The 23,164-nt window shown below is 58.0% G+C and carries 13 protein-coding genes and 9 pseudogenes; 11 read left to right on the top strand and 11 right to left on the bottom strand.

Features of this window, described 5'->3' with window-relative positions; all coding sequences use genetic code 11:
- The first annotated feature begins 493 nt into the window (after nt 1–493).
- Both NKJ40_RS31995 and NKJ40_RS31990 read left to right on the top strand, forming a co-directional pair.
- Nucleotides 494–910 (top strand): IS110 family transposase, encoded by a 417-nt coding sequence (locus NKJ40_RS31995; RefSeq protein WP_502903769.1) that lies wholly within the window; start codon nt 494–496, stop codon nt 908–910.
- Between the two features lie 97 nt (nt 911–1,007).
- Nucleotides 1,008–1,466: a transposase gene (locus NKJ40_RS31990; RefSeq protein ID WP_502903768.1), complete on the top strand. Its 459-nt coding sequence runs from the start codon at nt 1,008–1,010 to the stop codon at nt 1,464–1,466.
- Here the strand turns inward: NKJ40_RS31990 and NKJ40_RS31985 are convergent.
- Nucleotides 1,364–1,744 (bottom strand): annotated as a pseudogene (locus NKJ40_RS31985) (hypothetical protein); the annotation flags it as partial. The gene NKJ40_RS31990 and the pseudogene NKJ40_RS31985 overlap by 103 nt on opposite strands.
- Between NKJ40_RS31985 and NKJ40_RS27770 the strand changes: the two are divergent.
- Entirely contained in the window at nt 1,685–2,902 is a 1,218-nt protein-coding gene (locus NKJ40_RS27770; protein WP_352468803.1) for an IS110 family RNA-guided transposase, read from the top strand. The pseudogene NKJ40_RS31985 and the gene NKJ40_RS27770 sit on opposite strands and share 60 nt — an antisense overlap.
- A 581-nt stretch (nt 2,903–3,483) precedes the next feature.
- Here the strand turns inward: NKJ40_RS27770 and NKJ40_RS27765 are convergent.
- The 5 genes and pseudogenes from NKJ40_RS27765 to NKJ40_RS27745 all read right to left on the bottom strand — a co-directional run.
- A pseudogene (locus NKJ40_RS27765) lies at nt 3,484–4,173 on the bottom strand (IS256 family transposase); the annotation flags it as partial.
- Nucleotides 4,174–4,327: 154 nt separating this feature from the next.
- Entirely contained in the window at nt 4,328–4,636 is a 309-nt protein-coding gene (locus NKJ40_RS27760; RefSeq protein WP_352468792.1) for a hypothetical protein, read from the bottom strand.
- 326 nt (nt 4,637–4,962) lie between these two features.
- Nucleotides 4,963–6,102 (bottom strand): alanine racemase, encoded by a 1,140-nt coding sequence (gene alr, locus NKJ40_RS27755; RefSeq protein ID WP_352468791.1) that lies wholly within the window; start codon nt 6,100–6,102, stop codon nt 4,963–4,965.
- A 31-nt stretch (nt 6,103–6,133) separates the two neighbouring features.
- Entirely contained in the window at nt 6,134–7,270 is a 1,137-nt protein-coding gene (gene proB / locus NKJ40_RS27750; RefSeq protein ID WP_352468790.1) for a glutamate 5-kinase, read from the bottom strand.
- Between the two features lie 1,006 nt (nt 7,271–8,276).
- Entirely contained in the window at nt 8,277–8,381 is a 105-nt protein-coding gene (locus NKJ40_RS27745; protein WP_352468789.1) for a hypothetical protein, read from the bottom strand.
- 509 nt (nt 8,382–8,890) lie between these two features.
- On the opposite strand from NKJ40_RS27745, the gene NKJ40_RS27740 reads away from it, so the two are divergent.
- The gene (locus NKJ40_RS27740) at nt 8,891–9,676 is read left to right on the top strand and encodes a class I SAM-dependent DNA methyltransferase (protein ID WP_352468788.1); all 786 of its coding nucleotides are present in this window, start codon (nt 8,891–8,893) and stop codon (nt 9,674–9,676) included.
- Nucleotides 9,677–9,750: 74 nt separating this feature from the next.
- On the opposite strand, the pseudogene NKJ40_RS27735 reads toward NKJ40_RS27740, so the two are convergent.
- The 4 genes and pseudogenes from NKJ40_RS27735 to NKJ40_RS27720 all read right to left on the bottom strand — a co-directional run.
- A pseudogene (locus tag NKJ40_RS27735) lies at nt 9,751–10,509 on the bottom strand (IS110 family transposase); the annotation flags it as partial.
- A gap of 763 nt (nt 10,510–11,272) precedes the next feature.
- Nucleotides 11,273–11,551, bottom strand: a complete 279-nt coding sequence (locus NKJ40_RS27730; protein ID WP_352468787.1) for a transposase — start codon at nt 11,549–11,551, stop codon at nt 11,273–11,275.
- A 799-nt stretch (nt 11,552–12,350) separates the two neighbouring features.
- Nucleotides 12,351–13,247 (bottom strand): PhzF family phenazine biosynthesis protein, encoded by an 897-nt coding sequence (locus NKJ40_RS27725; protein WP_352468786.1) that lies wholly within the window; start codon nt 13,245–13,247, stop codon nt 12,351–12,353.
- Nucleotides 13,248–13,287: 40 nt separating this feature from the next.
- Nucleotides 13,288–15,936, bottom strand: a complete 2,649-nt coding sequence (locus NKJ40_RS27720) for an AMP-binding protein (RefSeq protein WP_352468785.1) — start codon at nt 15,934–15,936, stop codon at nt 13,288–13,290.
- 183 nt (nt 15,937–16,119) lie between these two features.
- Here NKJ40_RS27720 and NKJ40_RS31980 point away from each other — a divergent pair, with 183 nt between their 5' ends.
- The 3 genes and pseudogenes from NKJ40_RS31980 (at nt 16,120) to NKJ40_RS27715 (ending at nt 17,313) form a co-directional block, all read left to right on the top strand.
- Nucleotides 16,120–16,410 carry a hypothetical protein gene (locus tag NKJ40_RS31980; protein WP_502903766.1) on the top strand — a complete coding sequence of 97 codons (291 nt, stop codon included), beginning with the start codon at nt 16,120–16,122 and terminating at the stop codon, nt 16,408–16,410.
- A pseudogene (locus tag NKJ40_RS31975) lies at nt 16,404–16,496 on the top strand (antitoxin Xre/MbcA/ParS-like domain-containing protein); the annotation flags it as partial. The gene NKJ40_RS31980 and the pseudogene NKJ40_RS31975, both read left to right, overlap by 7 nt.
- Nucleotides 16,497–16,539: 43 nt before the next feature.
- Nucleotides 16,540–17,313 carry a S46 family peptidase gene (locus tag NKJ40_RS27715; RefSeq protein WP_352468784.1) on the top strand — a complete coding sequence of 258 codons (774 nt, stop codon included), beginning with the start codon at nt 16,540–16,542 and terminating at the stop codon, nt 17,311–17,313.
- 283 nt (nt 17,314–17,596) lie between these two features.
- Here the strand turns inward: NKJ40_RS27715 and NKJ40_RS27710 are convergent.
- Nucleotides 17,597–20,570: pseudogene (locus tag NKJ40_RS27710) on the bottom strand (Tn3 family transposase).
- 157 nt (nt 20,571–20,727) lie between these two features.
- On the opposite strand from NKJ40_RS27710, the pseudogene NKJ40_RS27705 reads away from it, so the two are divergent.
- From NKJ40_RS27705 to tnpC, 4 pseudogenes are all read left to right on the top strand, one after another.
- Nucleotides 20,728–21,145 (top strand): annotated as a pseudogene (locus NKJ40_RS27705) (VirB8/TrbF family protein); the annotation flags it as partial.
- A gap of 94 nt (nt 21,146–21,239) precedes the next feature.
- Nucleotides 21,240–22,003, top strand: a pseudogene (gene trbG, locus NKJ40_RS27700) (P-type conjugative transfer protein TrbG).
- Nucleotides 22,003–22,319: pseudogene (locus NKJ40_RS27695) on the top strand (conjugal transfer lipoprotein TrbH); the annotation flags it as partial. The pseudogenes trbG and NKJ40_RS27695, both read left to right, overlap by 1 nt.
- A pseudogene (gene tnpC, locus NKJ40_RS27690) lies at nt 22,313–23,047 on the top strand (IS66 family transposase); the annotation flags it as partial. The pseudogenes NKJ40_RS27695 and tnpC, both read left to right, overlap by 7 nt.
- Nucleotides 23,048–23,164: the final 117 nt, after the last annotated feature.

Raw genomic sequence — 23,164 nt, 5'->3', positions numbered from 1 at the left:
TTTGGGTATGTCAACGTTCAAGACGCAAGAGCCATGCCAACCACAAGTCGATGTAATTCAATATGTTGGCTTTTCGTTGCCCGATCCGGTGTGTTTGCTGGGACGCAATTTCGTCAGGGTTCCGACAACGAACAAGCGAATTGCGTCGCGAAGCGGTCCCAGTCCACCCGGCCAGGCTGCAGTGGCTGCAACTTCGGGCGACGCTCTGTTACGACGGTGGGTGGCGTAACCCGCAGCCCTACGCTCGTCGACAATACACCAAGGTTTTCGATGCCATCTCGCTGAGAAAGACCACGATGGATTCGCTTAGTGTCCGTTCCAAAAAGAGTTGAGTGATTTCAGAAGCTTGTGCGCCCGCTACGCAAGACGGGGTATCCGGCTTGAGCCTCACCTTAGACGGAGGTGGATGGTAGGAGAAAGGTGCTGCGCTTCGAGCGATGGTAAACGTGGTCATGTTTTGCAACAGCCACAAGCATCGGAAAGGAAGCGCAGCATGAAGCATTATACGGGCCTTGATGTCTCGGTTAAAGAGACCGCCATCTGCATTGTCGATGAAACGGGCAAGATTTGCCGAGAGGTGAAGGTTCCCAGCCACCCCGATGACCTGATCGCGGTGTTGCGAGATCCGGCTTGGAACCTTGAGCGGGTTGGCCTTGAAGCCGGACCTTTATCGCTATTCGAGGCCCTCGCCAGGGCTGGCGTGCCGGTGATTTGCATCGAAACGCGCCATGTAAAAGCCTTCCTGAAGGCTCAGCCGAACAAGACCGACCGCAATGATGCACGTGGCATCGCGCAGATGATTGCGGGTCAACCTGTACCGCCCTGTGCATGTCAAGACGCTGACGAGCCAGAAGCGGCGAGCTCTGCTGACGGCGCGCAAGCTGCTGCAAGGAAAGGCGATCGCCATTGAAAACGATATTCGCGGACTGTTGCGCAATTTTGGGCTGAAGGTCGGGAACGTTGGAGTTGTCAAATTCGAGGAGCGGATTCGCGAGTTGGTCGACGGCATGGCTGATCTCCATGAGATCATGGATCCGCTGCTGACAGCGAGGCGTAAGTTGCGTGAGGAATTCTCCCGGTTGCACAAGAAGGTTCTGGACATCTCGCGCAACGATGAGATGTGCCGGCTTCTGATGACGATCCCCGGTGTCGGTCCCGTCGTATCGCTGGCGTTCACGAGCACCATCGAGATTCCGCAGCGGTTCAAGAACTCGAAGGCTGTTGGACCGATGCTGGGGCTGACGCCGAAGCTCAACGAGTCGGGAGAAAGCAAGCGTGTTGGATGTATATCGCTGTGCGGTGACGCGATCTCCACCGCCAATGCCCGAACCAGCCGCAGACAGCTCCGCGGGTTGGGGAAGATGCGAACGACTAGGGTGCGCCGCTTGATCTCCTGGTTCAGCCGCTCCAGCATGTTCGTAACCGGTATGATCATGACGGTGCCATCCGATCCCCGCTGGAGATGAGCGATTTTCGGCGTATGGTGCGACCATCCGGGACAGGGGCACCGGGAGCACGCCAAGTGCGGGCAGGCCGATGTATTCGATGAGCTGCGAGCTCGCGTTAGTAGCTGGCCGCCCCTGCGACCTGCCCGGTTGCGCCGAGAGCGCGGATCCGTAGGTGTCGCGTCGCCCGCCGGCTCCCGATTGTTGAGGAGAGGGAGCCGATGAGACGTGTGATTGGAATGGACATCCACCGCACCTTTGCGGAGGTGGTGGTTTGGGAAGACGGCCGGCTGCGCCATCACGGACGGGTCGACATGACCCGCTCGGGACTGGAAGGGTTCGGCCGCAGTTTGCGACGGACTGATGAGGTTGTCGTCGAGGCTACGGGCAACGCCATGGCGGTGGTGCGGGTTCTGTCGCCCTATGTCGGCCGGGTGATTGTCGCCAACCCGATGCAGGTGAAGGCGATCGCTCACGCCAGGATCAAGACCGACAAGATCGATGCCGGCGTTCTGGCGCAGCTCCATGCCAGCGGCTTTCTGCCGGAGGTCTGGGTACCTGACGAGCGGACCGAGCGGCTTCGCCGCCTCGTCGCGCGGCGCAACCAGGTAGTTCGGCATCGCACGCGCGTGAAGAACGAGGTGCATGGCATCCTGCAGGCGCACCTAGTGCCGAAGTGCCCGCATGCCGATCTGTTCAACAATCGCGGTCGCGCCTGGCTCGAGCGGCAGGTGCTTCCCGACGACGAGCGGGCCGCCATCGCTCGCCACATCCGCGAGATTGACCGCCTGGCCGAGGATCTGGCCGACCTCGATCGCGACATCGCCCGGGAAGCGATTGATGATGTGCAAGTCCGGCGGCTTCAGACGATCACCGGCGTCAATGCCATCGTCGCGAGCGGTATCATCGCCGCCGTCGGCGATATCCGGCGGTTTCGCGAACCGCAGAAGCTGGTGAGCTACTTCGGCCTCAATCCGCGTGTGCGCCAATCCGGTCTTGGCTTGGCGCAATATGGCCGGATCAGCAAACATGGTCGTTCCCATGCCCGCGCCATGCTGGTCGAGGCCGCCTGGGCGACGGCGAAGGCGCCCGGACCGCTCAGGGCCTTCTTCCTACGCATCCGTAACAAGCGCGGCCATCAGGTCGCAGCCGTGGCACTCGCCCGCAAGCTCGCCGTGTTGATCTGGCATCTGCTGACAAAGGAGCAGGACTACTTCTGGGCTCGCCCGGCGCTGGTGGCGGCAAAGCAGAGGCAGCTCGCTCTCAAGGCCGGCGCGCCGGGCGAGCGCGGTGTCGGTCGCCGCGGTTCGGCTTACGCCTACAACGTGAAGGAGTTGCGAAACAGCGAGAAAGCCGCGGCCGAGAATGCCGAACGTGCCTACGAGCTAATGGTTCGGCATTGGCGGTCACGAGGGCCGAAGCGGCGCACGGACGCCACAAAGGAGGAACGACTATAACAGCTGCGTGGCGGCACTCTCATCCTCTCGCGCCACTCTTTGCCTCGTGGTCGTCCGTGCCAGACAAATATAGCATAAGGAATGTGCCGGCACGACCGCTGCCTCGGTCCGCTCCAGAACGGCGCCGTGCTCGACCCAGTCAAGGCGTGGCCTGGAAACCTCGCAGCCGGCCGTGCCGCCATCGCACCGGCCAGCCTTGACTGCGTCTCGACACGCTCGCATGGGAAATCCTGTGGGCCGGGACGAAGAAACAGGCTCACCTGAGCCGAACAAAGAAACGCAACAGGAATCGAAAAAGTCGAAATCAGGCTTGTCGATGTCATCCGTAAGGAATGTGCCGGCACGACCGCTGCCTCGGTCCGCTCCAGACTGGCGCCGTGCTCGACCCAGTCAAGGCGTGGCCTGGAAACCTCGCAGCCGGCCGTGCCGCCATCGCACCGGCCAGCCTTGACTGCGTCTCGACACGCTCGCATGGGAAATCCTGTGGGCCGGGACGAAGAAACAGGCTCACCTGAGCCGAACAAAGAAACGCAACAGGAATCGAAAAAGTCGAAATCAGGCTTGTCGATGTCATCCGTTCACTTCATGTGCTTGTGGTGAGCTAGCGGCAGCCGATAGAAGCTCAGCGTCTCCTCGATGTTATCTTCCACCCAGTTGACCAGCTTCGGGTATTTGGCCTGCCATTTGGCGATCCACTGCGCCAGGTCGCGTTTGACCTCGGCAAGGTCGCGCCGGTCGTAGAACCATCTGAGCTCCATCAGGCAATCGTCGTCGACCTTGCGCGGCACGTAGTCGAGCGCGTTTCTGAGGAAGTGCACGTAGCAGCGCTGCCAGACCGCTTCGGGCAGCACTTCGCGGATTGCCGCCCTGAGCCCCGGATGGTCGTCGGAGACGACGAACTCGACGCCGGCGAGCCCGCGATTCTTGAGCCCCGTCACGAACTCGCGCCAGCTCGAATGGCTCTCCCGGTTGGCCAGCTCCACGCCCAGAACCTGGCGCCGGCCCTCCCAATCCACGCCGATCGCCACCAGCACTGCCTGGCTGGCGATCACGCCCGCCTCGCGAGCCCGTTCATAGCGCGCGTCCAAGATGAGATACGGATAGCTTTCCTCGAGCCGCCGCGTGAAGAACGCCTTGAGCGCCTCATCCAGCCGCATCGTCGCCTCGCTCACCGTCGAGGCCGAGAAAGAGTGGCCGCACAGTTCCTCCGTCACCGCCTTCACCTTGCGGGTCGAGACGCCCTGCACGTACATCTCGACCAGCGCCGACACCGACAGGCCCTGCCGATGCAAATCCAGTATCATCATCATCTCCTCATCTCCCAGATCTTGATCACCGAAATCCCTCTCCCGACCATCAGGAGAAGCATCAACGATCACGCGCCGCCGGTCTCCCGGAGCGCGCACCGGAAGACCGGCGACAGCGCTATACTGGGGAAGATTCAAACGGCACTTCTGGGGAGTATTGAGCCGGCATCGACACCCCGATCGCCTCCGTCATCTCGGCTTCCAGAGTCTCCTGCACGATAACTTGCAATGCCTTGCGAAAGCCGTCCTCATCCGACAGCAGCAACGCTTTCAACCTACCCCTGCTCAGTCTAACTTCTCGATTGGTCATGGCACTTCCCTTTCCACCGGAATCGGTGATTGCAACGTCACCACCGTCCCATGGCCGCTCGCGCCGCAGGGCAAACGCCGTTCTCTCTCCAAAACTTTTTTCAGAACCTTCAGACACTATCGAATCAGGCCACCTCGATCAATCCGAAGCTCCTCGAGCGCGCGAGATTGAGTGTGGGACCTGTTCTCCAAGCGGACATTCATCAGGGCGCGCAGCGATCTCGCTGCACATTCAGACGCCGTATACATGGCCGCAACCGACCTGTTCACAAAAACCGATCCGATGTGCCCCTTGACCCGCAGGAGCCATCCATACATGGGTTGAGGTCGGACTATAGGGCGGCTGGAAGAGCAGTTGGCAGCCGCGCGGCATGCCGGACACCCGAACCGTTAGATGAGTGCTTACTTGTCCATTGGTCGGCTTTTTGCTCTCGTTGGGGCTACTCATCGCCTGCGTCGGCGGCTTGCTGTGAACGCCGCAGATGGAGAAGATAAATTCAGATATTTCCGCGTGCAACCGGCACCAAGCCGCGTCAGCACCTCCTGTGGACTAACGCCAGCGGCCGCTGCTAGGTCATTGACGGTGAAGTCTTCAGTTAGCAATTCCACAAAGGTGCCCGGACTGCAACGCCCCGCAGGAACGTCCGTTATGTCAATCGTCATATATTCCATGGAGATTCTTCCTATTAAAGGCGCTGAATATCCCGCCAACCGAACAAATATCTTGTTCGCACAGGACCATGGAAGGCCATGCTTGTATCCGATCCCGACGATTGCTACGCGGCTGGCTCGGACCGTACGAAACGTTGCACCATATCCGACAGCCTCCCCCGCCGGCACGTTCCGCATATCAAGTATTCTTGCCCTGAGCTTGGCCACGGGCTGCAGGGGATTTGTCTGCGCGCCCGCCTTACTGATTCCGTACAGTGCCGATCCTACACGCACCATGTCAAAGTGGTAGGACTTGCCGAGCCATACACCGGCGGAGGCAGCGAGACTGCCGCGTGTGGGTTTAAGAAGATCATAAACTGCCCGAAAGCGATCTCTTTGCAATACATTCGCCGCGTGCCAAATGCATTCGCCGCATGCGAGGTGGCTGAGCACGATCGAAGGGCGATACCTTTCCAAGGTGCGTAGCAGATACTTGTGCTGGAGATCGCCAACGCTGAGCCCAAAGCGAGAGAACCCAGTTTCCACATTGAGAAAGTACGTTTGCGCCTCTCCGGCTGTGCTGACTGCATGCAATTCCTTGCAGTTATTCACCACAGGTATCAGATCATGCGACTGATACCATGTGCCAAATCTATCAAACTCATCGCGAAAAACCGCAATTGCAATTCCACTAAAGGAAGATCTTAGAAGCAGGGCTTCATCCAAATTGGCAACAAACAGTAGATCGCAGCCGGCATCTATGAGCGTCCTCGCAATGTTTACAAGGCCAAGTCCGTACGCGTCACTTTTGACGACTGCAGCCACCCTTACCTGAGGCCCGACAAGGGTCGAGACGTTCTGGAAATTCGCCCGAATCGCCGCTAGATCTATTTCCAATACAACGTCGGCTGGCCGCACTAGAGACAATGTCATCTACTCTCCAAAATTTCTGGAATCCGGCTTCTTATTTCGAAGCGCGGCGACGTGACACATTAAACCATGTTGATAGTCCACCGTTCTCGATGGCAGCGAGCGGGTAAAATTTGTTTCCTCTCGCAATGACCATCGCGAAGCCCGCGTCCATGGCTATTCTTGCTGCCATCAACTTTGTCGCCATGCCACCCGAACTATGGAGAGCCGGGGAATGAGCGGCCATGGACTCTATTTCGGGGGTGATGCGCTGCACCTCTGTCACCAGACGGGCCAATGGGTTGCCACGTGGATCTTCCGTGAAGAGGCCGTCCACGTCCGAAAGCAAAATGAGAAGATCGGCGTTTACCATTTGCGCCACCCGTGCAGCTAGCCGATCGTTGTCGCCAAAACGGATCTCGGCCGTTGCGATGGTGTCGTTCTCGTTGACAACGGGTACAGCACCAACTTTGAGAAGTTGTTGCATAGTTGATCTCGCATTCAGGCAGCGATGCTCGTTGTCTATATCTTCTCTGGTCAATAATATTTGTCCAATGCCAAACCGATGCCGTCTAAAAGCCTGTTCATAGGCACGCATGATTCGGACCTGACCAATTGCTGCGGCCGCTTGCCTCTCCCCAATTTCCAGAGATCTGTCCAACTGATTAAAGTGACATGACCCAACAGCTACAGCACCGGAAGTGACGATTATCAACTGCTGTCCGCGCGCGAAAAAGCGGACAACATCCTCTATCAAAGTTTCAAGCCAAGGACCGCGTATCTCTCCCGTCTCTGGATCGGCTACCAATGTGGAACCAATCTTCACGATTATTCGGCGAGACGAAAGAAATTGAAATGCACCCATTATAATACCATCTAGTTTGTTTAAGTTCGGCCAATCGATCAAGTCAACGGCACGTTGGAGTATCGCCTCGTCTGAGCAAGGTTGGGTGCCAGTAATACCAGCAATGTCATAGCTCCTTCGCAGCTTTGAACATTCGTGGATCAGCGCATCGAGAGTGTCTGTATTGACACGGACTGCCGCAATCCCATCTTCCGCAAGATATTCGTACTGAGATGGATCTGCCGATAGTATAATTGGATGAAGCCCAAGACGCTTGGCCGCTTGGACGTATCGTAGACCATTACCCCTTGGATGACCTTCAACCTGGATGAGCGCCCGTCTAGCCATTAGCTGTTGACTCCGACGCGGCCTAGTGCTGTGGCGGGGCATGCGGCGTCAGTATTTCTAACTGCGCCTGACCTAAGCCCTTGCGGTAGATACCATGATCAGCAATTTTTGTTTGCAAAGAGTCTGTGAATTCATGTGAATGCCGTGTTAGCCGTCGGACATGATTATGGTCGAGTAGCTCAGCCATTCGGTTTCGCCCTCACAGACGGGCGGGCGGATTTCCCGCACCAAATGTGTTCGAGCACATTTGGTGCGTAATGTGGCTTCGCTAGAGATGTGGCGTCGGCCGCCGCGGGCCAGAGGCGGCAGGCCGGTGAGGATGCCGAGCGCCACATAACAAACTGGATATATGTGATCGAATTTCCCACCTCACTGGAGATCCGAGGCATGTTCGAGGACTTATCTGTCGGCGACGAAGCGACAGAACGACTTGAACGTGCGCACCTCCCGTGCGGAAGCGCATTCCGATTGCTTGCCGGTGATCGACAAAGCTGGCGATAATAATTTCTGAAAGGATCATGCCAATCCTCCCAGATCGAACGCCCCGACCTCGCGCAGTCCGGCAAGGTCGACCCTGGCGTAGGTGCCGGTCGCAAAGGCGTCCGCGAGAGCAAGTTTTACAAGACCAGACTGGCTCCGATCGGCCACTACCTCGTGCGCATCTTATCCCGGCACGCTTCTCGCCGCCGCGAAGGCCAGTCAGAATCCCTCTGGTTCCTCACGCGCCAGGGCGCCCCTGTGACCCTGCAACACGCCGAGAGGGTGTTCTGCCGATTGCGCCTCAAAGAGAATGTCGTGTGCGCCGGCGCCGGGCCGCGACATCAGCCTCGCTTGCATGACTTTCGTCATAATTCCGGGTGGCGGATTATTCCGAGTAGCGGCCAAGCGGCCAAAGAACACGGGGGATCTCTGGCTGTGGGGTCGGCATAATCAGAGGCTCTTCAAGAATGCGAGGAGATGGTCGTCGGGATGTCGGCAGCGTCGGTCTTCGCCAAAGCTTGCTCCCTCACTTCATGTCGGCATGGAGATAGATGGCCGTGGTTTCGACCGAGTCGTGGCCCAGCCACAGGGCGACGACGGAGCGGTCGACGCCGTGATGGAGTAGGTCCATTGCCAGGGTATGGCGACTATGTCGACCAAGACATAGGCGCCACTATCTACGCCGCCCGACTATGTCGGGTGGTTAGAGTTCTGCCCACGAATGCAAGGGTTTATGCGAAAACATGTAGAGATCGTTTGTAGCCCTTCCGGCAATCCGGCTTGGAAAGGGAGCAAACAATGAAGTATTTCATCAATGATGATATGCGAGAGACGAAAGAAAGCCACGACGTAACGATGCAACAGGGGGCGTCGAAAAAGGCCGTCGGAAGGTCTATAGAATCCTAACAGATTGTTAAATTAATTTTTTCGATCACGTCTTGTTAGTAAAAACAGTTTAATATTTATTGCCGGTCCGACGCAAAAACTTAACTTGACCTTCCAGTGTTCATAAAGCAAGACAAGTCATAGCAGGATGTATCGAGGCGTCTTTCCGCTCTTTAAACCTCGCTTTTTTTCGGAAGCGAAAACTGATGCATACAAGAGAATCTATGTGAAGATAAACCATTACGGAGATGCACTATGAACGATATACTGAAAGAATGTGATGATGTTTACAGAGAGTTTGGTGACCATTGGGCTGATGTATATGACGAATACGTGGATACACTCAACGTCTCCGTAGAGAACGCTAGGGCAGTGGCCTTCCTAGCCGAACTTGTCGGAAGGGGTACTGCGCTAGAACTGGGATGCGGAAACGGACACGTCGCGTTACCGCTGGCTGAGGCCGGACCGCAAGTCCACGGTCTCGACAACTCCACTCGTATGCTGGCTTTACTAGAAGAAAGGAATGACAAGCGCTTGGTTCAAACTCACCACGGCGATATGGCTAACTTTGACCTAGGTAAACGATTTGACCTTGTGTATTGCGTAAACAATTCATTTACACATATGCTTTCTGTGGACGATCAACTGGCGTGTTTACATTCAGTGGTTCGGGCCATGGACGACGACAGTAATTTTGTTATACATCTTAACTTACCAAATACGACCGATTTCGTGGGTTCTGGCGTGTACGGCAACCAACGGACGACAGTTGTTCACGTAGACGGACATCGCGCTATGGTTCGATTTACGAGGCATGATCGCAATAATCAGATGTATGTTATGCAAGATCTTTGGATGAATCGCGGCGAGGTGCGTACTCTGCCTTGCAAGCTTAGGTACGTGTATCCATCCGAACTGGAACTTCTTACTCGGATCGTCGGTTTGGAACTAGTTGAACGTTGGGAGGATTGGGAGCGGCGGCCATTTGACACGTCATCCGGGAGGCATATGTCGGTCTATCGAAAACGTAGCCCGATTTAAATCTCCGTCTTGGTCCAGGCCAAGGCAGATCATGGGCACATCCCGATACCCCAGATGATCACGCCTGTTTGGTTGGCCCCTTCGAGGACCTGACGCGCCCTTGTGTTGCGCGCCTTGTCCGCCACGCTTGACCCGTTCGCCCGTTGAGCTTTCCGACGGCACGAGACCGAGATTCGCCATCAACTGAAGGGGATTATCAAAGCGCCTGACACCGCCGATTTCGACGACAAAGGTGACCGCTGTCATGAACGCAACGCCGCGCGTTGGTAGGCGGCCACAACCGGGGCCATTGAGCAAGATGTCGCGGTCTCCACCACCAGCTGGGTCAGCCTGTCCAGACGCACACCTGCATCTTCGATGGCCTGGCAATATTCCGCCAACAAGATGTGGTGGGCGGGACTGACGCGCCTGTTTCAGCCCGTCGCTGGCCGCCTCCCCAGGCCGCACCAGGTCGCGGATCGCCTCATGGCCTTCATCCGGAACCCATACCGCGGTCAGCTCGCCCGCGCGGTGCAGGCGCGCAAGGCTCATGGCATCCCGGCGGTTTGTCTTCACCCGGTCACCTGCACGCTTGGGCACCAGCGATGGCGCCACGACCATGCAGTCATGTCCAAGTTCGACAATCTGACGGTAAAGACCGTACGGGTGGGACCCGCCTCATAGCAAAAATGAACCTTGGCTCCGCGCTTGGAAAGCTTATTGACCATCGATGCCACCGACGACGGCTCCGAGGAGATGTCGCCCAAAAACCGTACCTCGCCGTTGCGTGCTCGATCGGCAACGGCCACCGAAATCTTCAACTTCGACGTATCCAAGCCGATGAAAATCGCTATCGTCTTTCATGGTTCGCCCTCGCTAAGCATGGGGCAAGGCTCCGGCCTATCCAGAGCAACCCCCGAATTCAGCTTGCCGCGGGGGCGGGCCACCTTCACCCTACGGACAATACATGGTGTAATCGCGCGCACGAGGCCCCTCTGGATCCGATCTTGGAAGGTGGCTGCTCCCCGATATGATGAGATACGGGATCTCGACTGGATGCCGGGCCCAGCATCAATGGAGAACAGCCATGACAGAGTATATCGGTCTCGACGGTGCGCCGTGGCGGCGCGGGAGGTGAACATGGAATAGCCAGCTCTCAAGCTTGCTGATTTTCGACCGGCGGCTGCAATGCCGCCCCGCCTGCAGGAGCAGCGGGCGGAATGGGCCGAGAAGCTCGACCGGGCGTCGCCGGTTGGGTGCCATAAGCAAATCGGCCTGAACTGTACCGGGTGCGGACCATCGACCGCATGCCGGGCTACCACAGTGTCTATGGCGAGATAACGAAGTGAGCGCCGGAAGCCTCGGATTCAACCGGTAACGCCTCCAAATCGTGCGATGGTATGGGAGCTAAGAAGCGATCAGACGCGGTGGGGCTCGTCTATCCCCGCTGCGGGGTGCGTCGACTATAGCGCGTCGATCTGGAAGAGACCTCGTATCGCCTCGCCCAAGAGTGTTCCCAAAGAACAATGCCGTTGCCTCACTGGGATGTTCTCGATTGCCTCACTGATTGTTCCCGAGATTTAGCCTCTGCCGATCCCGTGTTGCTCGGGGATGATCTCACCGCACGACCTCTACAATTTCCGTCCGCGCGGCATCGGCGAACGCTTCCGCCAACGGCTGACGAGCGGCCCGACGCCAGGCGAACAGCTGCTGCGGGGACAAAGCGTATCGCCGCGCCACCGCGCTAACGGTCGAGCCGGCTTCGTAGCTTTCCGCCACGATCCGCGCCTTCTCCTTCGGCAGCCATTCGCGCCGCCGACCGGAGCCCGTGAACACCTCGAACCGGCGCGCGGGCTCGTGATCGCTGGATTTAAGCGTAAGCTCTGAAATCGTCATGTGTCGAAGCCCTCAAAGGCTCCGAACATCGTCCTTCACGCCGATCACCGAAAGGTGCCGTCGGGACATCGCTTACAAAAGACCTTATCGACACCATCGGACAATGCCGCATTTGAACTCACGAGCATGAAATTGTCTCGCAATTTCTCTGTCTCACAATAGGGGTGCACTCCATCACTGTCCGGGAGTTAGTGAAAACGGTGTCCGGACTTGCCGGAGAAGGTGTCCAGGACTTGCTGAAACACGCGGCCGGGCCGCCAGCGACTTGCGCGATTGGGTATAAAACTATGCGAGAAAATCGGCTTCAAACGCGCGCTGTCGCTGTCGCCCGCAAGCTCGCCGTCATCATGCACGCGACGCCTAACGCTCGAACTCTGCAGCGCCCATGGCGTGAAGCGCGACAGACGCAGGAGTGATCCACGCCGGCGGCACACACCCTCCTTGCCGCTCCGCAATCGCGGAGCGGGTTAGTCCATACTACACTATGCAAGACCTGTCATTATTGGCGGGATGAACAGTCGTGGCCAAGCAGTTTGCAACTGAACATAAGAGTTCCAATGAGACGAAAATGGCACCAAGATTGGTTCGGATAACGGTCGGTTCTTCGCGGTCGGGATTGAGCGATGACATTGGTCGCCTCCATGTTGCGCGGATGTGCATCCTCAGTCTGCCTGCTGAGGTGGTCGCTATCCACGTCCCATGGATCCGGCTGTGTGCGCCGCGGATATCACAGAAGCTTCCATATTCACACTGTCGCTTATAAGGAGTCTCCGCATGATTCATGCAGAAAATGCTAAAGCTACGTGGGGCAGCCTACGCGCTTACTATCGATCGACCCCAGCTTGGCTTTTCCTCCAACGATGACGCGGCCATCCGATGATGAGAACTCAAGAACTCCTCCGCTCACTGATGCCTGCAGCGCCCGCAAGTCCGTCCTACCCAGGAGCCTCGCCCAATATGGGTAGAGCTTGCAATGCGCTGACACGCAAACTTGATCCTCATCGATGGCGATTCTCGGCGAAAAGAACCTTGATACGAAATCAAATTCGCTGAGCGCTCCGTCTCGATCAGCCAGAGCGGTGAGAGCAACACCGCGGCAATCTATCTGAGCTATGCTGCGAAAATTCGGCACATAATTAAGAACGACATGTTCGTCGTCGACGATAACAACATAATCATCATATGCCTTCCGAATCTCTTTGACCTGGATATTCATGCATCGTTGGACAACTTCGTATTCCATCGGATCCGCAGGACTCGTGTCAATAACCGGAAGCGCGACTTGTACGATATCGCCTTTCCGCCAAGCCTCTAGATGCCCGCTCCGGGAATGATAGAAGATTCGATTGGAACGACCATAACCGGCGCAAAACAGCCAATAGGTCGCTGCCAACGTTCCATGTCCGCAGAGGTCCAGTTCGGAATTTTGCGTGAACCACCGAATTTCGAAATGGTCTGTCTCCTCTAAGGCGCGAAGAAACACTGTCACAGGCTGGCGGAAATATTGCGCCAGCAGCAGGCACTCGGCCATCGGTGGATATTTACTATAAAGCACGACTGCCGCCGGATTGCCGGCGAACCGGTCATCCGCAAACGCATAGACCACCTCTGACGACAGGTCGCCACGCGAACGGCTCGGACCGAACATTTCCTCGCTCAAATCTTGCCGTAGAATAGAACCGTTGTTGGCTGTCATGTATCAAACTCCTGCGGCCATCGATCCAGACATGTCACGGCTAAGAGTTCCGCTCTTCGCTCGGATACGCCTGCCGCGCCTCGGCTCTGGCACTTTGATGTAAAAACCCGAATGGTTCGGTTCGCATGATCGGAACCAGCTTGGACTCCATGTCCACTGCGTCCACCAGCCTCGCATAAGTCCCGGCTATTGCGAACTCCCGCAGAACACCTCTCATCTCGCGAATATCACGCGTGGTATCGTGCGCAAGAAACGAATATTCGGGTCTGCCCGCGATGTCGCGAATGTAAACGGGTGTCGACACGTCAATCGCGCCGCCTCCGAAATCGGCGAGCCCTTGCAAGTTGATCGTCTTGCTGTAAGGCACATCCGCTACGACTTCGCACCGGTGCACATGAGTAAAGCTTGACGTGCCCAGGCCGACGATTAAACTAGCTGAACGGCTTATCTCGCCAAAAATCGAGTCGTCACCGAACGGACTGCATTTCCACCAGTCGGCTTCGCACAATTCCCGCGTACTCGGGCCGGTCACGACCATTGAATAAGCGGGATGTTTGGTGCGCCCAGCCGAAAGCTCTCGCATGACAATATCGGCCAAAACTCCTGTTTCGGACTTGTCTTTTGCCCAGTGAAAAGACCGAGTGGCGCAGTAACTCAATGTGAATGCTGGAAGAATAACGGTAGACGACGCGGAGACGCGCTCTATCCCTTCAAGAAGAACAGCCGTTACCTCCTTGGCAGTCACATTCCTTAAAGCTACAAGCGATGAGTGCAGTACAACCGTGCTGGGCGCATGATTTTCAATGTATTCAATAATTTGGTCCAACTCGTCCCTAAATTCGGCACCCTGTCCGCTCTTGCCTGTGGTGCTCGCATGAGATTCGCTGCGATCCACCGGTTGAATTCGCTTTGCCCACTCCCCGAGGGACAGGTCTTGCTCTTGATAGACGTCCTCGCCAAACATGAGGCCGGCTTCGGCCAACTTGAGTTGGATATCGAGGAAGTTCAGTGAATCTATGTCGCACTCCCGAGCTATTAAGTTGGGGAATACCCATCTTCTCTTGGCGGCGTGCACCGCTTCCAGCAAATGATCCAACGGTGACCCCGCCGAATGTTCGGTCTGAGGTGTGGCATGGTTCATGTTCTCCCTGAGCGCCTCCTTGGCAATTCTCTCAAGGGCGCGATTGTCGAGTTTTCCATTGGCAGTAAAAGGAAGCGAATCGAGAGGCACAACGAGCCTTGGGACACGATCGCTCGGCAGCGCATCCGCCAGCCGTCGGGAAAGGTCATCTACGTCGGCGCTCGCAGGCGTCACCATGCAGACCAACTCCTGGCCCTTGCCGTCGTCCCTATCTACCACGATTACTGCCGAGTCGGCGCATAGGCCCGTCCGGTCGATCGCGCTGGTAATTTCCCCTTTTTCCAGTCGCATTCCTCGATATTTGGTCTGATCGTCCTTTCTTCGGACAAATCGCAATCCATGTTCTTCCGATGCCACGACATAATCACCAGTGCGGTACAGCACTTGCTCGCCGTTGGCCGTCGTGTGAGGCACGAAGCGCAGTTTCGTTTCAGGTCGGTCAGCCACATAGCCTTCGGATGTCTGCAATCCTCCTACCCAGAGCTCGCCCTCGACTTCAAGCTCCACGTTGCACTGGTTCTCGTCCAGAACGAAGAAATCCATGTTGGATACCGGTTTTCCCGTGAACATCGGGAGGTCCAAATCACCACGAGGGCAATAGTAGTAATTGACGGCAACACAGCATTCGGTCGGCCCGTAGCTGTTTATTAGCGCCGTACCGGGAAGAATTGAATAAAACCGTCGCCTAAGTGAATCGGGTAGGGGTTCACCCCCGCAGATCACATACTTGAGTTCGGTGAACCGCCTCGCCATGTAGGGTAGACGTTCAAGAGTTCCGAGGAAGCTGCGCAGCAGTGTTGGAACCATCTGAATGACATTTGTGCCGCTTTGAATTAGAAACTCGGTTGTTTGAATTAGCTGTGTTGCTAATTGTGTGGTGGGCAAAACAATCGTTCCGCCGGTCGCAAATGGTACGAAGAACTCGGGGATCGCGAAATCGAATGCTGGCCGCGAAAGCTGCGCGATGCTGGCATTCTCTGAGAAATCAATCATGTCGATATACCAGTCGACCAAATTCAGAAGAGCTGGTTGGGACACTGGTACGCCTTTCGGAACTCCGGTGCTCCCTGAGGTGTGCATGATGTACGCGATGTTTGTGAACCCAGAGTTGGTGCCCCCGCGTGAAGTTCGCTCGACGCGAAGCGAACCATTGGGATCATAGCTCACAACGGCACTGGCGTTCGTTTTTGAAAGTATATTCTCCAGTCGCTCGTCCGGTTCCTGTGGATCGGCAGGCACGAAAGCAACGCCCATCATTTGAGTGGCAAGGATGACCGTAACCAAATCGACTGATCGGGGTAATTTAACAACGACGGCATCGCCGGGGCGAATTCCCGTGGCCTCAAACTGTCCCTTAAGATTGACGGTCGACGTCTCTAATTCGCCGTAACTTACATCGCCTCTCCCATTCGTGCGGATAGCTGGATTTTCTGGAAATTTGTGGAATGTATTGGCGATGACGTCGGCTATTTTGTCGTCGCCAAAACGCGAGGGTTGGCGCAAACCGGAAAGCGTCGGTATCAAAGCATGCATGGTAGGCGTTTTCATATCGTGCTTTCTCAGCAGTGTGGTCTGGTTCGGTAGCGTTGACAATTGGCGTTTCTAAACACTTTTAGCCAAAGTGCTCTTACCGCTTTGGGAATATAGACCGGACAGCGCAGTATGCTGTGTTAATTATTTGTATAATTTTTTTTAGAAGTGTAAAATACTGGTGGGCACAACTTGTGCGGAGTGCCTACCCTCCAGATCCGATCCCGCCGCCTTCGGCGTCACCGTAAAGCCGGCAGCGTTGCGGCCGCCCTTCCGTTCCTGCCGCAGGCACAGCGGCTCGCGATCAACTCCTTCAAGGGCGACTTGAGTGCGCTCACCACCGAGTTCTTCCGCACGACAGCGGACAAGATCGCGCGCGGCGGCTCGACCGGAACGGGCCGCACCTCCGAGAGCCCGGCGCCGACAGCCGGTCTCGGGCAGCCTGCGTTCAATACATTGCCGAGCGAGCGGCGGAGCCCCAGTCGATGCTGATCGAGGATTGGGCGGGCGAAGTCGCTGGATCGACCTATCTGGAAGAGAATTTCCGCATACCCCGCTCGACGCTGCATCGCTGGCAAACGCGCAACGAGGTTATCGCCCTACGCAAGGGCGGGCGCAAGCATGTCTTTCCCCTTGCCCCAGTTCGTCGACGGCAGGCCGGCGCCAGGGATCAGCGGGGTGCTGTCCCTCATTCCCAATCCAGGGCTGGCCTGGTTTTGGTTGGTCCGTCCTTCGGCCGATCTCGATGGTCGTACTCCAATTGAAATGCTCAAGCACGACAGGGCGCGCAAGGTCATCCTCTATCCCGGCGACATAGCTGCGGAGGACGCGAAGAAAGACCGCGCCGGCCGCACGCACGCGGCCCGCGCGACCTATATGCGGGGCCTGTGTGTCTATCGGCAGGCCATCGGCCGGCCCGTGTATCCCGACGCGAATGGATCGCTGCGCATCACCTGGGGCAAGGTGACAGGGCGAGCGCGCGACGGGCAGATTTGGACGCCGTTCACCGCGGCCGAGGGACTTCCGGCCAAGCACACTGGCAAGGGCGAGTTCGATGCGCCGGATGCCGCGGTTGAAGCGATTCGGGCCAAGGATTATGGCCCATATGTCGCGCCAGCGCTGGGCACATTGCCGGTCGACTTCATGTCCACGGTCGACATCACCCACGGCAACAGCGGCTCGGCGACGCTGAACGCGCGTGGCGAGTTGGTTGGTCTCGCGTTCGACGGCACGCTCGAGGGCGTGATCTCGGACTGGGCCCCCGACGCGGACCGCAATCGCAGCATCCATGTCGATAGTCGCTCGATGCTCTGGACCATGGACAAGATCGACGGCGCGGGCACGGTTGCTCAAGGAAATGGGAGTGCGGCCGACATCGCGCCCCTGAGCGGATAGAAAACTTTGGTGAATGTCATATATGTTCGATCGGCTCTTCCAGGCCTCGCGGCGGAGCTTAGTCGCGACAGGAATGTCCCTGGACACCAGCTTGTCCATGAGCCGGGAAAAGCCGCGCCGCTACTGTTCCTGCCACACCACATTGGTCCTTGACCTCCTTCCCGAGGCGATCCCTCGCTGCTAAGCCGCAGTTCGCAGATGTCGGGATCGTCAAGGACGTGCTCTAGGGGTCGGAACAAGAACTGTTCCCAGCGACACGCTAAGGTCGAACGGAGCATGAACGTCATGCGGCGTGGCGTAACCGAGCCGGAAGTCTGAGCGACCGGAAGCCTTCAGGCATCTGATGTTCTGCATCCCAGGTGTAGATGCCGGTCAGATTGATGTGTTCCCAGCTCAGCGGCGAGACGTGCTTGAGCAGGTGATCCGGAATCTCGCGATGCATTTTGCCTAAGTGGGTGACGGCCCGTTCGATATAGACCGTATTCCAATGCACGATCGCGCTAACGACGAGGTTGAGGCCGGAGGCGCGAAACGCCTGGCTTTCGAATGATCGGTCGCGGATTTCGCAGCGCTCGTGGAAGAAAACGGCGCGCTTCAGTTTATGCGCAGCTTCGCCCTTGTGAGGCCGGCTTGGCAGCGCCGACGCAATATCGGACTTGAGTACCATTCGATCATGAACAGTGATCGCTCGACCCGACCGAGTTCCCGTAGCGCCCTTGCGAGCTGGGTTTCCTTCGGAGATGCGGACAGCTTCTTCAGGATCGTAGACGGCACCACGGATCGCGTCGTGATCGACGCCGCCAGATGGAGCAGATCGTCCCAATGGTCGAGAATCAGATTGGTGTTGATCGGCGCGCCAATGTGGGTCGACAGCGCCGGATATGCGTCGCCTTTCTCGAATGTGTGGAATTTCCGGTCCTTGAGGTTGCGCAGCCGAGCCGCAAAGCGTTTGCCGATCAGGGCGAACAGCCCGAAGACGTGATCACTCGCGCCGCCCGTATCGGTAAAGTGTTCCTGGATGTCGAGGACCGTGTCCTGATCGAATAGCCCATCGAGTACATAGGCCGCCTCGCTTTCGGTCGGACTGATGGGCAGAATGCTGAAGTAGCCATACTGATCGGAAAGATGGCTGTAGAATTTCGATCCGGGTTCGCTGCCGTAATGCAAATTGATGTCACCGCGCTTTGCAGCTCGGTCGCTCGCGCGGAAAATTGTCCATCGGACGATGAGGTTGTTCCGTTGCCCCACAGTCGAGAATGCGGATGTCGGGTGTGTGCATCGGTGATACATGCTTGCGCCGCGCGATATGTCTCCGACCGAGCGTGGCAGGTGCGCATCCAGCCGATCTGGTGAGCGTTGATGCCTTTGGACGCGCTCGCCATTGGCTTCGGACCGAGGTTGGTCGCATCGGCTAGCATGCCGGCCAGCATGGCCGAGACATTTCTTGGGACGTCTCCGGTGCGAACATGCGTGAAGAAATCCGCAAAGCCGGTCCATTCGTGCACTTCCCTCAAGAGGTCCGGCACCTCGACCAACGGATACATGTCGCTGATCTCGCCGTTCAGTTCCTCGGCCGCCGCCGGAACCTCGCCAGCCGTTGGCGTCACGATCAACGTCCCGGCTGCAAGACGAACACCTTCGAGCTTTCCGGACCGTGCTCTGTGCGCGAGGCGCTTCAGGTTGAAGTCGAGCATCGACGCGCTTCGGCAAGCCACTGCGCGCCGTCACCTTGGACGCCCAGTCCAAGGCGATCCTCCTCCTTCATGGTTGTGAATGTTGACCGCGGCATAAGATGGTCGTTGATTGGCCGGAAGGATCGGCTGCCATCGACCCAAATGTCCGCAGATCTAAGCCGGTCCCGCAAAGCCGCGAGCGTGGCGATTTCGTAAAGTCGGCGTCAGATCTCCCGTTGCCGAAGATGAGTATCCGAGCAGCTTGGCTGAGGTGGGTGACCGGGACGCGATCCGGAAGCGCCCGCCGCTTCTCGGCATAGAGCCGTTTCAGCAGCGAAATCGCCGCAAGAAGCGGATCGTGCGGCGCGCTGAGCGGAACGTGAACGCATGTAGGAACGCACCGGCATATTTGTTGACTGTTGCATATTGCTCTGCCGCCAAGCTCAACGGCGACGCCTCATTGTCTTCGACCATCGACTCGAGCTCGGGCTTGATCCGGAGCAGCCGGTGCCACCCAACTTCCTGATCGAGAACCTCCAATGCGTTCTGGCCATGGTCGTTTGCGGATTGCAGCGCAGTGATGGTTTGGAGAAACAGGCGCAGCGCGTTGGCGGTATCCGGTCGGCAGTCCATGTGCCGCTGCTTCTTGCGGTTGTTGGCTTGCGAGAACAACCTGCCCATCAGCTTGATGAACATCGACACTGAATCGTCGGTGAGCTTCTGGCCTAGATTGATAACCTGCGCCACGATCAGCGCGTGTCGACGGCTGGCACTGAAGTCGTTGGCCAGCCATGCCGGTGTGGCGTTGCCCGCACGGATCATCTGATCCCACCGTCCGGAGGATATGCGCATCTGCAATTTCGGATCGATCTCCAGCGTGCGCAAAAAGGCGATCCGTTCGGTGAGTCCGACCAGGTTTGACGCACCTGGCGCATCCGGCGCCGATCGCAGCCAATGAAGGCGCGTCTGGCCGAGGGCCGGGTCAACCTCCAACAGCCTGTCCAATAACGTAAGCCGATCGGGCGGAATACCTTCGACGAGTTCTTTCTCAGCCCGTCGGCGGGCTATCGCGCGACCGCCGAGGCCGATCTTCTCGATGGAATGCAGCGAGGGCAGGAGTGCGTTTCGCTTCCGGAACTCGGCAATGACTGCTGTCGCGATGGGCAACCCGTGATCGCCATTGGCCGCCGCCGCATCGATTGCAGCCACAAGGGCGGCACGGCGATCGTCTCTGGATGCAGCCCGGAGGCCGAGGTAAGCCATCAACGAACGGCTGTGATCGAAACGCGTCTGTACTCGATGTGCATAGAAGGCGTAGAGGCGCGCGTCGATACCGAGCTGATCCGCAAGATAGTTGATCACGGCCGCGGGTGGCCGCTCGTTGTCCCACAAGAGTCGCCCCGTTTGTCGCATCGTGCAGAGTTGAACGGCGAAGCCCAGCTTGTTCTGCGGTCGCCGGCGGAGTTCGCATTCCAATCTATCTGCCGGGTCCAGTGTAAAGTGACGGATCAGACTATCCTCGTCCGTCGCTATCCCCAGAAGTATCGCCGCTTCCTTTGAACTGACAAGCCGTCTTCTACCCACCCGCCTTCTCCCTCGGCACACTAAATTCCAAGGGGTAGTGGTTCGCCATCGGCCGGAGGCTTTCAACCAGCCCGGTGGCTTCATCTACAGATCTATGCGCGTGTTCGCACTTCGTTCGACCTTAGCGTGTCTGCGGGAACAGTTCTTGTTCCGACCCCAATATGCCGACTCCAGAGTGGTGCGCGCGACGCTTGGCGCCTTCGTCTCAAACTTCCGCTCTGTGACGCCGGATGCCGTCGTGCAGAAACAATATATCGACCGCACCTATGCGTTGCTCAGAACCACGGATTCCGCGACCGAAAATCAATGCGTGGTTCCGGTCGAGTTCGCCGTTCGAAAAGGCAAAGAGTGCCACGGTAGCCATCGAGGTCAACAACATCGTGGCATTGTCCAACCAGTCCTACCAGATCGACTGGACCGAGTTCGAGCGCGACCGGAAAGGCAAGGAGACAGCTGTCCGCCGCTTCCGCGGCATTGCCACGGTGACACTGACCCCGCCACAGGACGAGGGCGTCATCCGCCTCAACCCGATCGGTCTTTATCTCCGCGATTTCGACTGGACCGCACAGCTTTGAAAGGCATGGCCACGGACATGAACATGAGAACAAACAGGCACTGCGCCGGGCTGATCCTTGCCTGGCAAGCGGGCTGATCACAGGAACCGCTTTGATGTCGGACGCGCTTGCGGGCGATGTCTCCGCAAACGAAGCAAAGGGCATAGATATTTCCGGCAAGTGGCGGGGCAGCCGCGGCCTTGTAACCAGGGGCGACGACGGCAAGGTCGTGTTCCTTTATGGCGAGGTGCAGCCTTCCGTGGTCTGCTCGCCCTTGCAGGTTTGCGATATCGAACTCCAGCCCGGTGAGGTGGTGCGGGACGTCCTTGTCGGCGACACCGTCCGCTGGAAGGTAGAGCCCGCGACATCGGGTGCCGCCCGGCAGGGAATCCATCTGATCGTCAAACCGTCCGAGCCCGGTCTCGTAACCTCCACGGGGATAACGACGTCGACGCGCACCTACCATATCCAGCTGAAATCCCATCCGACGCAATATATGGCGCGGGCCGGATTTGAGTATCCGGAAGATGTGTTAGCCAAGCTTGCCGACATCAATGCCAGGCTGGAGTCAAGCACGGTCCCCGGCGCGGGGTAATCGCCGAACAGCTCAGCTTCTCCTACTCGGTTTCCGGCAGAGCCGGCTGGCGGCCGACGCGGGTCTATAGCGACGGGCAGAAGAACTACATCCAGTTCCCGCGCCGCATCTCCGGCCAGGACGCACCAGTGCTGTTCGTCGTTTCCGGTGGCCAGAACCGGATCGTGAACTACCGGATGAAGGCCGACATGATGATCGTCGACTATAATGTCGATAAGGCCGTTTTGGTGTCAGGTGTTGGCTGGAAACAGGAAAAGGTGACGATCCGGCGGGGAGGGCGGTGATGAGAGGTTGTGCCATTCGCCAAATCCGACAGCTCGCCACCGCGGGCCTCGTTCTCCTCCTTCTTTCCGGATGCCAGACCGGTTCCGACGGCCTGGTCGCCAGCGACGCGCCGCCAGATGTTTCCGGTCTAGCGGCGAGCGCCATCGCCGGCGATATGGTCAGCCGTCTGGCAGAGCAGATCGGGCCGGAAGGTGACGATTGCTCTCAAGCGGATTCCTCTCCCTTCGGCCAGGCGCTGGAGGCGGCGCCCAAGGGCGGGGTTACGCCGTCGTCACCGACCAGAAAACCGATCCCAACAAGACCGTGATCGCGATGATCGGCCGTTCGGTGGCAGCGGACCGCCCATCGTCGCCTACCGCTTCGAAGACAGCCGTGCCGGCGAATGTGTCGCCCGCCATCTGGACGGCTATCGCGGCATCCTGCAGGTCGACGGATACGCCGCCTATAACCGGCTGGCCCGATCGGATCGGGGCAATGACGGCGTGACGCTGGCGGCGTGCTGGTCGCACGTGCGGCGCAAGTTCTACGAACTGCATGCCGCAGGCTCCTCCGTTATTGCCTCGCAGACGGTGGCGCAGATGGCCCCGCTGTGGGCCGCCGAGGAGGCCGTGCGCGGCCAGGACCCGGTAGTTCGGATAGCTGCGCGTCAGGAGAAATCCGCCGCCGTCGTTGCCGCTCTCTTTGCGCTGTGGGAAAAGGAGCTGCCGAAGCTGTCGGGAAAATCGAAGCCCGCCGAGGCGATCCGCTATGCGCTCGGCCGGCGTGCCGCGCTGGAGCGCTTCCTCACCGACGGCCGCATCGAAATCGACTCCAACACCGTCGAGCGCGCGATCAGGCCACAGACAATTACCCGAAAGAACAGCCTCTTCGCTGGCAGCGACGGCGGTGGACGGACATGGGCCACCATCGCCACGCTGCTGACCACCGCCAAGATGAATCAGGTCGATCCGTACGCCTGGCTCACCCAGACCCTCGAGCGCATCGCCAATGGCTGGCGAAACAGCGATATCGAGGCGCTCATGCCTTGGAACTACCAGCGCTAAACGGCATCAGCTACGCGCTTACGCTCAGACGTTGGAGGGTTTCGGTGTTCCTGTGATGTGCGTGTGGCGTGCAGTTTGCCAGGAACTCTATGCCCCAGCGCCACAGCGCCGGATCCA

It is taken from the genome of Mesorhizobium sp. M0119 (genome assembly GCF_040322615.1).
Lineage (GTDB): Bacteria > Pseudomonadota > Alphaproteobacteria > Rhizobiales > Rhizobiaceae > Mesorhizobium.
The sequence above is the reverse complement of the archived record's forward strand: the minus strand, read 5'-3'. Positions and strand labels throughout refer to the sequence as shown.

Bases quoted from the DNA above. Each gene is read 5' to 3' on its own strand.
- NKJ40_RS27715 (WP_352468784.1), top strand. From the start codon at position 16,540: ATGTCTTTCCCCTTGCCCCAGTTCGTCGACGGCAGGCCGGCGCCAGGG.
- NKJ40_RS27725 (WP_352468786.1), bottom strand. From the start codon at position 13,247: ATGACAGCCAACAACGGTTCTATTCTACGGCAAGATTTGAGCGAGGAA.
- NKJ40_RS27745 (WP_352468789.1), bottom strand. From the start codon at position 8,381: ATGGACCTACTCCATCACGGCGTCGACCGCTCCGTCGTCGCCCTGTGG.
- NKJ40_RS27770 (WP_352468803.1), top strand. From the start codon at position 1,685: ATGGACATCCACCGCACCTTTGCGGAGGTGGTGGTTTGGGAAGACGGC.
- NKJ40_RS27740 (WP_352468788.1), top strand. From the start codon at position 8,891: ATGAACGATATACTGAAAGAATGTGATGATGTTTACAGAGAGTTTGGT.
- NKJ40_RS27730 (WP_352468787.1), bottom strand. From the start codon at position 11,551: ATGACGATTTCAGAGCTTACGCTTAAATCCAGCGATCACGAGCCCGCG.
- alr (WP_352468791.1), bottom strand. From the start codon at position 6,102: ATGACATTGTCTCTAGTGCGGCCAGCCGACGTTGTATTGGAAATAGAT.
- proB (WP_352468790.1), bottom strand. From the start codon at position 7,270: ATGGCTAGACGGGCGCTCATCCAGGTTGAAGGTCATCCAAGGGGTAAT.
- NKJ40_RS27720 (WP_352468785.1), bottom strand. From the start codon at position 15,936: ATGAAAACGCCTACCATGCATGCTTTGATACCGACGCTTTCCGGTTTG.
- NKJ40_RS31995 (WP_502903769.1), top strand. From the start codon at position 494: ATGAAGCATTATACGGGCCTTGATGTCTCGGTTAAAGAGACCGCCATC.
- NKJ40_RS31990 (WP_502903768.1), top strand. From the start codon at position 1,008: ATGGCTGATCTCCATGAGATCATGGATCCGCTGCTGACAGCGAGGCGT.